This is a genomic window from Paenibacillus phytorum, from assembly GCF_013141715.1.
In the GTDB taxonomy this organism is placed as follows: domain Bacteria; phylum Bacillota; class Bacilli; order Paenibacillales; family NBRC-103111; genus Paenibacillus_E; species Paenibacillus_E phytorum.
Map to the genome: position 1 here is coordinate 49,328 of NZ_WHOA01000233.1, position 11,531 is coordinate 60,858.

8 protein-coding genes and 1 pseudogene are annotated in these 11,531 nt (G+C 43.1%); 1 reads left to right on the forward strand and 8 read right to left on the reverse strand.

The window, feature by feature from the left end:
- From GC098_RS31955 to GC098_RS31990, 8 genes and pseudogenes are all read right to left on the reverse strand, one after another.
- Nucleotides 1–2,085 carry an amylo-alpha-1,6-glucosidase gene (locus GC098_RS31955; protein ID WP_171647815.1) on the reverse strand — a complete coding sequence of 695 codons (2,085 nt, stop codon included), beginning with the start codon at nucleotides 2,083–2,085 and terminating at the stop codon, nucleotides 1–3.
- 45 nt (nucleotides 2,086–2,130) lie between these two features.
- Nucleotides 2,131–2,955 carry a carbohydrate ABC transporter permease gene (locus GC098_RS31960; protein ID WP_171647817.1) on the reverse strand — a complete coding sequence of 275 codons (825 nt, stop codon included), beginning with the start codon at nucleotides 2,953–2,955 and terminating at the stop codon, nucleotides 2,131–2,133.
- Between the two features lie 6 nt (nucleotides 2,956–2,961).
- Nucleotides 2,962–3,909, reverse strand: coding sequence for a carbohydrate ABC transporter permease (locus tag GC098_RS31965; RefSeq protein ID WP_171647819.1), 948 nt, complete (start codon nucleotides 3,907–3,909; stop codon nucleotides 2,962–2,964).
- A gap of 78 nt (nucleotides 3,910–3,987) precedes the next feature.
- Nucleotides 3,988–5,244, reverse strand: a complete 1,257-nt coding sequence (locus tag GC098_RS31970) for an ABC transporter substrate-binding protein (RefSeq protein WP_171647821.1) — start codon at nucleotides 5,242–5,244, stop codon at nucleotides 3,988–3,990.
- Between the two features lie 187 nt (nucleotides 5,245–5,431).
- Nucleotides 5,432–6,967 (reverse strand): response regulator transcription factor, encoded by a 1,536-nt coding sequence (locus GC098_RS31975; protein ID WP_171647823.1) that lies wholly within the window; start codon nucleotides 6,965–6,967, stop codon nucleotides 5,432–5,434.
- Nucleotides 6,964–8,772: a sensor histidine kinase gene (locus GC098_RS31980; RefSeq protein ID WP_171647825.1), complete on the reverse strand. Its 1,809-nt coding sequence runs from the start codon at nucleotides 8,770–8,772 to the stop codon at nucleotides 6,964–6,966. The genes GC098_RS31975 and GC098_RS31980 overlap by 4 nt, the downstream gene beginning before the upstream one ends.
- Nucleotides 8,773–9,082: 310 nt before the next feature.
- The gene (locus tag GC098_RS31985; protein WP_171647827.1) at nucleotides 9,083–9,232 is read right to left on the reverse strand and encodes a hypothetical protein; all 150 of its coding nucleotides are present in this window, start codon (nucleotides 9,230–9,232) and stop codon (nucleotides 9,083–9,085) included.
- A gap of 249 nt (nucleotides 9,233–9,481) precedes the next feature.
- Nucleotides 9,482–9,821: pseudogene (locus GC098_RS31990) on the reverse strand (transposase); the annotation flags it as partial.
- Between the two features lie 963 nt (nucleotides 9,822–10,784).
- Here GC098_RS31990 and GC098_RS31995 point away from each other — a divergent pair.
- Nucleotides 10,785–11,294, forward strand: coding sequence for an SOS response-associated peptidase (locus GC098_RS31995; RefSeq protein WP_246359093.1), 510 nt, complete (start codon nucleotides 10,785–10,787; stop codon nucleotides 11,292–11,294).
- Nucleotides 11,295–11,531: the final 237 nt, after the last annotated feature.

The following is an 11,531-nucleotide window of genomic DNA, read 5'->3' on the forward strand; positions in this document are numbered from 1 at the left end:
TTATGCTCCCATTCCCATTATCAATTGATAACCGGTTGTATTTTCAATAATTTCAACGGTCGGACGATCCGAATCGATTGTCCGTGTCAGCTTAACCGATAAGCGCCCTTCACCGACGCCGATATGCTCCGCTTTAAACTCGTTAAGTGTATTGGGCAGAAACGGATCAAGGGTAAAGGTTTTGGTTAACGCATCCGGAATCAGTCCTAAAATCACTTGTAAGAAGACGATGGACGTTCCCGCCGACCAAGCCTGCGGAGAGCAAGTAGTAGGATATGGTACAGGACTGCCTAGACCCGAATCATAGCCACAAAACAATTCCGGCAATCGTTGGTATTCAAAGAAAGTCGATGAAGCAAGCAGTCCTGTCATAAGCTCGGCTGCTTCTCGGTTATAGCCCATTCGGCTTAAGCCTAACAATATCATCGCATTATCGTGCGGCCAGACACTGCCGTTATGATAGCTCATCGGATAGTAACCGGTCGACTCCGTGCTCATCGTACGAATGCCATATCCGTTAAACATATCCGGTGCGATCAGCCTTTTCACAAGGTAGTCGGCACGTGCCGAATCGGGAAGCTCAGCCAGAAGCAAATGTCCCGGATTGGATGTAACGGAACGTACCTGGCGCTGCTCCTTATCGAGAGCGATCGCATAATATCGTTCGTCTTCCATCCAAAAGGACCTTTCAAAATGAGCTTTGCCCGCCTCGGCTTCGCGCTGCAATTTAACCGCTAATTCTTGTTTTCCAAGCCTCTCCATAATCGGAGCCAGCCCTTTTCGTGCTTGGTATACGTAGCCTTGCACCTCAGAAAGTGCAATGGGAGTAGCAGCATACGCTCCCGTATCATGCACGATCGAATTTGCAGAGTCTTTCCATCCCTGATTCGGAAAGCCTTTTTCCGCCTCTTGATGGTAGGTGAGGAACCCATTGCCAGCCTGATCGGCTGCATCGATCCATTCCAACGCACGGATCACATTCGGCATTAACTCTTCCACAAGAGCAAGATCACCTGTCCAGCGTACATACTCTACAATCACCACTAGAAACAACGGAGTGGAATCTACAGAACCGTAATACGGGGAAAACGGCGACTGGTTCGTATTCGCAAGTTCGCCGAAACGGATTTCGTGCATAATTTTTCCTGGCTGCTCATCCCGCCAAGCATCGTTTGCCGTTCCCTGATAAGCCGCCAGCGTGCGAAGCGTTCCCTTCACGCTGTCCGGATTGAGAGGAAGCATGAACAATGATGTGATCAGGCTGTCCCGTCCGAAAGGAACGGCGAACCATGGCAGCCCGGCCACCGGTATGTCGCCATAGCCTACGTCGGTCATAAGCATCCGTAAATCCTGCACTCCGCGCCGGTATAATCCGTTGAAAATGCCGGAGTCCGTCGTAACGCTGGTTGTTGCTTTATACCATTCTTCGTATGATGTTTCCAGAAGCTGAAGCCCGTCCTCGAATGTTCTTTTACTCGTCTTACGTTGATCCTGCAATATAGGTGCAATAAAGAAGCATATTTGCTTCGTTTGCTTCGGCTCCAGCGCAACGGTGAAATGAATCTCCCCATTCAAAGCAGCTGCCGTTTCCTTCTCATCCCAGCGGATAAGCGTTTCTCTTTGAATGTTGTCCTTTCCTTCATAACGGATGGACAGCTTTTGTTCGTTCAGTTCCCTGCCGCTTATATGCCCAACGTCACCTGTACGGTATTTCCGGACGATAAACATGTCCTGGAAATCAACATCAAAGTGAACAGCGAAATCAAACTGTACCGCGGCAGGAAAATAATTGGTGAGCGACACATTCTCGTACAGGGTGCCGTCATAGATATAACGTTCCCTGATAATTTCAATGGCGCCTGCATCTTTCTCCAACTTCATAAGCCGAATGGCAGCAAAATAGCTCTTGTCCGCTTCTGAAGACAGCAGCGACGGTTTTTCTCCGTCGATATAAAGCTCCATACGGCTTAAAAAACGGGTATCGTTCGTATATAGCCCATGTCCTTTTTCATCGTTACCGGCTACATCGCCATTCAAATCTGTAAGAAAAAATAACCCGCCTTCTTTTATGACACGATAATCCATCTGTCGCCCTCATTCCTCTGTAAATTCATGTAGTCAAGCATTAGCTCATCCTTTGATACCGGTGCTGGATACGCCTTCGATATATTGTTTTTGGAAAATGAAGAAGAAGACCAAAATCGGAAGCGTGGTCAGCACTACACCTGCCATAATAAGCGGCGTATTTTCGAAGAATGCGTCTTTAAGGCTGTTCAAACCGACAACGAGCACATATTTCTCCGGAATATTAACCAACGTACTCGGAATCAGGTAACTGTTCCACGTCCCTGCAAAAGCAAGAATCGACATCGTAATCAACGACGATTTAGCGAGCGGATAAACAATCCGCCAGAAGGCACCCATTTTCGACAGTCCGTCCAATCGGGCCGCTTCAATAAATTCACCCGGTACGCTGACGAAAAACTGCCTTAACATGAAAATGTACAAACATTGATAAAGAAAAGGAACCGTCAAAGCCGTAAAGGTGTTCAACCACCCCAAGTGGGCTACATTCACGTAAACCGGAATGAGGATCATGTGATACGGAACCATCATCGTTCCAACAACAATCCAGTAAACGATTTGCTTTCCGGCAAAGTCCAATTTCGCAAGAGCAAACGCAGCCATCGGATTTATAATCAAATTTCCGAGAATAACCAAACCGGTTATAATTACGGTATTAATTAGCCATTGCGGAACGTTATAGGCTTCATTCGTAAAAAACAGCGCGTAATTTTTTAAGGTCAAATCCGATAATGCCGTAAACTTGTTGACGTCCTGCAAACTGACAAGCGACGTGTATATCGTGTACAAGAACGGAAGGGCAAAGATAAATCCAAATAGGATAAGCAGTGCGTAATTTGTAATACTAGAAACCCTTTTTTTAGCTGACATTCAACGTCACCCCTTTTCATCCAGCAGTTTCTTCTGAAGAAACGTAATGATTATGATGATAAAGAAAAATAAGACGACGGCCGCACTACCGTAACCGATATTCAAATAACGGATTCCGTTTTGGTAGAAATAAGTTACGACCGTGCTCGTTGCGCCTGCCGGAGACCCCAGGGCGCCATACCTTGAAATCGCCGCAATTTGGTCGTAGATTTGAAAACCGAGAATCGTGGAGACGGAAACGACAAAGAAGGTGATCGGCCTCAAATAAGGCACGGTAATATAACGGAACTGAGACCATTTCGATGCCCCGTCGATTTGTCCCGCTTCATAAAGATCTTTCGGCACTTCCTGAAGGGCCGATAAATACACGATCATGCTGAATCCGCTCTGTTGGAAAATGAACAGGATCGCAACGAACAATAAGGCATAACTGGTACTGGCATACCAGGTAACATTCTCAAAACCGAAAAGAGCAAAAAATTCAGTGACGAAAGTGCCCTTTTTGAACAGCGTCATAAATACGGTTGTCACCGCGATTTGCGAAGTGATATAGGGAATGAAAAAGATGGTTCTGAACAATCCCTTTCCTTTCACCTTCTGATTGACCAAAATCGCCATAAGCAAACCGAGGGCTGTTTGAACCGGTACCGCAATCAAGACAATTTGCAGGGAATGAAGAACCGCCCTGTAAAATTCCGAGTCCTGCAATATGTTGATATAGTTTTGCAAACCTATAAAATTCGCTTCATCCAAAGCAGCGAAATTCGCGTCCTGAAAGCTTCTGATAAAAGACTGTAAAAAGGGATAAAAAAACCACCATGCCCATAATATTAAAAAAGGCAAAGAGAACAACCAGCCGACTGCCATATCCGAATCCGTGACGGAACGGAACCATGACTGCTTCTTTGCGCTATTTACGCTAACATTTGCAATCTGTTTTTCATAGCCAGCCATTATATTCCTCCATTCACCTTGTAATGTTCTGTGGAAAAAAAGGTTCCCGTTTCACAAATGGAAACGGAAACCGATCAATTATTTGAATTGCGACTGAATGCTTTCGAGAATTTCTTGAGCCGATTTCTTCGCTCCGCCTAGAATGTTCGCTTCTAACTTATTCACCAGCTCGTCTTTGAATTTCTTCGTTTCCGCCGGGTATCCGAAGTCCGTGCTGTAAGCAAGAGCAGGTTCAACCGCTTTGAATTCCGGGTTTTCCGCGAAATACTTGGAGGAAAGGCTTGTTACCGCCGAGTTGCTCCCCAATTTCATGAATTCTGCTTGCGTTTTCTCATTAGTCATATAGTAAGCTGCCTGTACTGCCGCTTCTTTGTTCTTCGCATCTTGAAGGACCACATAAGCATCAGCGATCATCGTGCTTCCTGCAACGGTTCCTTTCGGTACGGGAACTACCGCGTATTTCAAGCCAGGAGCAGCATTTTTCAAGAAGCTTTTGTACCAATGCCCGCCCGTTGTCATAGCGGCTTTTCCGTTCGCGAATACCTCCCCATCCCAGCCAAAGCCGACGGATTTAGGAGTCACTGCGACACCGTCTTTATACATGTCAAAAATCGATTGCAGCGCTTGTACGTTTTCCGGAGAGTTGATCGTTTTACCGTTACCCCATCCACCGCCGAAGCTTTTTGCGTAATTTGTAATATGGTAAGGATCAAGATTGATTGTGATACCGTGTACGTCTTTCGTTGTCAACTTTTTCGCTGCAGCCTGAACTTCTTCCCAAGTTGTCGGATAAGCGCCCAGTCCCGCATTCTTCCACATCTCTTCGTTGATGAAGAACATGGCCGGAGAACTGCTGTTAGGAATACCGTATGACTTGCCGTCCACTTTCCAAATATCAGTCGATGCGTTGCTGAATTTGTTCATATCCACGCCTGCGGGTTGAATCAAATCGTCCAGCGCGGCGAACAAACCTTTGTTGATATACTCATAAGAGCCTTCATTCGAGATTTTAATAAAGTCAGGCGCCACTTTCGCTGCGATTTCACCTGGAAGCGCGTTCCAGAATTGATCGCTGCTCGGGTATTGTTTTATTTTGAGCTCAATGTTCGGATACTGCTCCGAAATGGAACCAGCCGCCGTTTGATAAATCTTTAAATCCTCTGCGGTACCCCAGAAGCCCATCGTTACCGTAGTTTTTTTGTTGCCTGCATTTCCGTCAGCTCCGGCTTGGTTACCGTTGCCGCCGTTGTCTTTGTTGGCGCCGCAAGCCGCCAGAACGAAGATTAAAGTAAAACAAAGCATAAGCATTGCCGTTAGCTTTATTTTTTTTCTCATGATGCTTCCCCCTATATGAAGATGAGTATTTACTTTCTACATGTAATGTTAAAGGTTGTGCAAACAAAAAAAAATTAATCAAATTATGATTAATTTAATATAATGGAGTATTCTTATTTCTCATGATCTCTAGTGGGTTCATCATAAAAGCGCATTATTTATTTAAATTTACTTTTATTTATCGTAATCAACCTATCTCCTTGCGATACTCTTTCGGAGCCATGCCGACATATTTATGGAACACAATCGCGAAATGGACCTGGCTGTTGAATCCGACCATTTCGGCGATTTCATAAATTTTATAATTGGAGTCCTTCAGTAACTCTTTGGCCCTGCGAATTCTAATTTCATTTAGATAGTCAAATAGACCTCGGTCCACTTCTTGTTTGAATAGACGGCTAATATAATTCGGACTGGCCTTAAAGATGTCGCCTAACATTTTTAATGAAATCGATTGTTGATAGTTCGTTTCGATATATTGAATGATGTTCCTTATGAGCGGATTATATTCCTTATTCGTACTGGAAAGTTTAGCTTTCAGCTTTTCATTGAATAACGCGTGATAGTAAGTGGATAATTCAACAAAATCCTCAATCTCTTGCTGATCCGTGTTATTTCCGGAATAAGTTTCGCCTTCCTGCAGCATAAAATGAAGTCCTTCATAAATTTTTTTCACATCTCGCTCTGTCAGACATTCATGCTGCTCAACATATTGCTCCCACGCTTCCAAATTCACGGCAAACATTTCGTATTTCTCTTCCTTTAATCCGTTTTTCATAGCTACGACATAATCATGAATCTGTTCGAGCTTCTGCTCTTCATCCTCATTTCGGGCACGGTAATAGAAAACCAGATCGTTCGGTTGATAAAATTTCATTTCCAAAGCTTGCTTTGACTGTCTGAACGCTTGACTGAAGTTTCCAAAAGAGTGAAACGCCTCGCTGATTCCGAATACCGTATCGATATTGATAAACCTTTTAAGTGAAGAATGGATCATATACAGAATATCGTTTACGCGGGAGAAGGATTCCTTAACACTCTTGGAACGGCTGTAGCTAACCATGACTGCATACAAATTTTCTTCCATCCGCACACATTCAATCTCGCTCTCTTTGGAGAGCAGCCCGTTCATTAGGTTTTGGATCGTATTCGGCAGAAACGCCGGACTTTCTTTGGTATACCGTTTCATAACCTGGTAGTATTGTTTTACCGTAAATACGATTACGTACAGATTGCCTTCCTTTAATTTGGTCAGTCGGGCATCATCCGTTTTACCTGCCAACAAATGATGAAGCAGCCTGTCCCGTTCCTGTTCGGCATTCGGCTCCTGAGGCTCGCTTTCGTCATCCGTTGTGATATCTTCTTTGAGGCTATTTAAAACGTCTAGAATTTCCTCAATGCTCATGCTTGGTTTATGAAAATAATCAACGGCTCCCAGTTTCATAGCCTTCTTCACGTAAGCGAAATCATCAAAGCTGCTGAGAACGATGACTTTCGCCTTCATTCCTTTGGCTTTCATTTCTGACAGCACCTCGAGGCCGTCTTTTTTCGGCATTTTGATATCCAGCAGAACGACGTCAGGGTTCTTCTCCTCTATCAGCTTTAACGCCTCTTCGCCGTCAGCTGCTTCCCCAACAATCTCCACTCCAGAGCCCTGCCAGCCTATCGATGATTTAATTCCGATCTGAATAAGTGGCTCATCATCTACGATAATCAATTTCATTTCGTTTCACCTTCATGATTGTTATTGATGACAGGCACAACAATCTTAGCCACTGTACCACTCCCCTCTTCGCTTGTGATCCATAAACCATAATCTTCCCCAAAATGGAGTTTAATCCGTTTGCGTATATTTTTCACACCGATCTCATTTAACTGATCACCTGTTTTGCTGGGCTCATCTTTCCGGCGTTCGGCATTAAATCCTCTGCCGTTATCAGCAACAATCATGTTTAAGCTGCCGGAATCTTCAAAAATGCTAACCGTTAATTCACCTTTATAAGGGATTTCATCAAACCCATGGAATACTGCATTTTCGATTAAAGGCTGCAGCAGAAACTTCAATGTTTTGTAATCCATAACAGCCGGATCTATGTTGAAAGAAACCTCGAATTTATTGAAATAACGAAACTCCAAAATTTTCGTATAGCTTTTGATGAACACCACTTCGTCGGAAATGGTTACATAATCACTCTCCGTCTTGGCCGTAAACTTGATCACGGAGGTAAAAGCGGTAAGCGCTTCTTCGATTCCCGATGCCCCCTGAATCTTCGCCATCCACTTGATGACATTAAGCGTGTTGTAAATAAAATGAGGCTTGATTTGGGATTGAAGCGCCAGCGCTTCCAAATTCCTTTTCTCCTGTTCATCTTGATAAATCTGTTGAATCAGCCTGCGAATTTCCTTGAGCATATTGTCGATCGTAACACTGATTTTACCGACTTCCCCTTTCTGGATATCGATTGTAACATCCAAGTTCCCTTGAGAGACCAACTTCATCTTTCTTTGAAGATTTAATAAAGGCTTAGTAATGCCCGTGGCAATATAAATCGAACTGAGCATGGATAGACCCAACAGAACCAAAAGGGAAATGGCTATCGTTCTTACGATCGTGTTGACGAAAGCGAATAATTCGTTCTTAGGGATAATCGTAACGGCCATCCAATTCGAAATATGAGAGGTAGAGGCGATAAAATACTCGTTATTGTTTTCCAGTAATCCTTTTTGCTCCCCGTCCATGTGGACAAAGTCATTGCCGATAACATCAGCTGCCCATTCTCCGATTTCTCGCTTATTTTTGCTGTATATGATCCTTCTGTCCTCATCGATCAAATAGAATCCGGTGTGCGTCGTAAAACGAATGTCGCTCCATAACGTCTTCAACTTGTCCACACTAATATTAAGCAAAATAAAACCCAGATTTTCTTTCGAATAGGGGTCGACGATCGCCCGGCCGATGGAGACGACCGGAGTATTGTCATAGGACATCAATTTTTCGGGATGCACCCCGATCGGTACAAATAATCCTTTATTTTCAATGATCTTCCGGACATAAGGTTCTTGTTGAAACTCAGTTTCCAAATACGCATGATTCATGTAATCGTCATTACTTCTACCTATGACCATCCGATTTTTGCTTTGGTAAATGACCACGGAATCAATCAAATCGGAATACAGCAGAATGCTGTTCTTAATTATTCCGCCCGCCGTATCGTAATCCTGGCTTCTCTCGTACAACGGATAAGGAGAAGCCGTGTAATCTTTGTGCATCATCTGTAATATGGCCTTATCCTGCACGGGATACATGGATAAGCGCAGTATCGGATTAAGCGATGTATCGATATTCCTGACGATTTGTTTATTGCTTTCAACGGCTGCATCCAGAATCATGTGCCGATTGGATTCGACATACAGCCATGACAAGGTGCCGCCAATAATGATAAAAGGGATAACGATAAAGCAAGCAAATGTTAAGATCAGTCTGTTTCTTAAGGTTAATTGTGTAAATCTTTCTTTCAATCGTATCATGAAGACCCGCTCTTTCCATTGCATTTTTGCCGCTATTTCAGGTTAACCTAGTTTGCAAGCATTTTCACCCTTATTTATATTACCAATTTAAGATTCATAAAAACAACAAGATCTCCTGCAATAAATTCGAGAGAATCTAATTGAGGCTTTTCCTTTATAGATATTCAATTGATTTTTATAAAGAAAACGAACACAAAGAAAATTAAAGAAGCTGACGCCGGTATAGAGTACCGACGTCAACTTGCCGCCTAGGGGCTTTTTTTTCAATCCCGATATTCTAACGTTATCGTCGTATATAGCTACTTCCTAATCATTTATTTGAGGGTACAGGCTGACCGTCTTTAAACTCGCCTTCAAAATCGAGTTTGCCATCTTCATAATACTTTCCCTTGCCGTTGAATCTTCCTTGAACCTCATGACCCTCATAAATTAATTTGCCGTCAACATTAATACTTGTCACATAACCGTCAGGAATCCCGTTCGGAGAGACTCCTCATGTGTGGCGTCATAATTAATGAGAATTTAGATTCCTAAAACCTTGATATATCAAGGTTCCTTTTCACAATTAGTGAGAAAATGAATGAACTGAGTTGTTCAAATCAATCATAATTGTTGAGACTATCAGCATTCACAAAATGTATACTTTATACATAAAAATGAATAACTGTTCCTTCAAACTAAAATCCATAAATACACCAATCCAAGTTACTGATCGAAGGATGAGTGGATATTTGCTTCCCCAGGCTTCCTCGAATCGGTCAAGTTCAACAAGAACCATTTCTTCAGATGCGGCTTTGTAAATGGGCTTTTGATCGGCCGTGTTACCTTCTTCAAATCTTTGTAAGAGACATAGCGGGTGGAGTTACGTATTTGGTGGATGATGCACTTTGGATCTCTGCCTTTGGATAGCAGACCGAGATGGCTTGTGTGAAGCCTGTTAAATTGTCAACACACGTGATCAGGATATCCTGTACGCCACGATTCTTCAGGTCATTTAAGACGCTTAGCCAGAACTTTGCAGACTCGTTTTCACCGATCCACATGCCTATGGTTTTAGGCAAATGACCTAATACAGAGCTTGAAAAAGGAACTCTTTCTGTAGTGGAGCTTGATAAATTGCTTTTAGAACGCAGCTCAGTAAGTCGTTTGGTTGATAGCTTTGTAAAGATGCCTGCTAGCTACGAGGCAGCTCGGTCCCTACCTCGGTTGGACTTTCACCAACTAGTTGTGCCTAGCTTCGCTAGGCACACTATTCAACTATCCTACCCTTCCCTCGGTTTTAAGGGTTTATCTCACTTTTACTCACTCATTCGCAGGATTCCATTGCCCTGGATAACAGTTGTCGTCCGGAAAGAAAGCTTATTAGACTCTGTCGTTCCAATTTTGGACATGCGGGAACAGAAGAAACCCTATGGAACATTTCTCCAAGTGCTTGGGTATAAAACTGGAATGTATATCGTGGGAATTAGACATAGATGTTAAATTAATAACTATTCCAATGCCAAAACTCAATATCCAGACGACAGCACCAATTATTACGATTACTAAAACCTACACAGATTAATTTGATGAGAAGTGTAAAGGTTAACAAATCACTTCTTGTTGATCCAATTCACGCTATGGCAATATCACTTTGTTCTTGTCCAAAAAATCAGCTAAGAATATAAGTTCTTGTCTGTATTTACGGTAATAGTTATATGTTCTTGTACAATAATTCGGCAAAAGATATAAGTTCTTAGCACAAATATTAATTGTTTATTCCTTTTAAGACGTCCCTAAATAGTATTTAAAGTGGTTTTTAACACTCTTTAAATGGTGAAATATTATACGTTGAACTCCACCATGTCAAAGGATATAAGTTCTTGTCCAGCATCAGTAAAGGATGTAAGTTCTTGTCTTGCGAAAAAGACAAGAACTTACATCCTTAAAATAATAAAACCGCGCTGCGCGCGGATCTCTATAGATATATGTTCTTGTCCTCTTACATAATTGTCTTCGCAGGAGAATCTAGTTTGCCCCCGATATTCCCGAAGAACGAAGGTTTTCGCTGGGGCTTGGTGCCATTTTGGGAAAAGGACATTAAGGTCGGGTTTAAGATGATTAACGCACGGGCCGAGACCGTTCAGGAAAAGCCTGCCTTTGGCCGTCTTCTGAAAAGCCAGCGTGTCATACTACCGGCAGACGGATTCTATGAGTGGAAAAAAGAAGGGGCGGACAAGCAACCGTACCGGTTTGAGTTGGAGGATAAATCCGTCTATGGATATGCCGGTCTATGGGACGAATGGACGCAGCCTGACGGGGAAAAGCTGCGGAGCTGCACAATCATTACCACAACCCCGAATGATCTTGTTAAAAATGTGCATGACCGCATGCCGGTTATTCTGGAGCCATTAGGCGTTGATACCTGGTTAGATCCGGACAATTCAGACAAAGAATTACTTCAATCCTTGCTCGTTCCCTTACCCGCGGAACAGATGGTAAGGTATCCCGTTTCGAAAGGACGTCGGAAAGGTTGCAAATAACGGAGCGCAGTTGATCGAGAAAATAGAGATAAACAGTAAATAGAGAGGGGGGATCCTACTTTGGGATCCTGCCTACTTGCCCTAATTACGACTCAGATGCTCCCACCGTATTTTGGTGATCTGCTCGTTGGGGTAAAGTACGTTTGTCCGATTCGGCCTAGCGGGAATTCTCTCATTTTATGAATTCCCACCTTAATCTCCTTGCAGTTGGTTTTTTCATACTATAATCAAATTTTC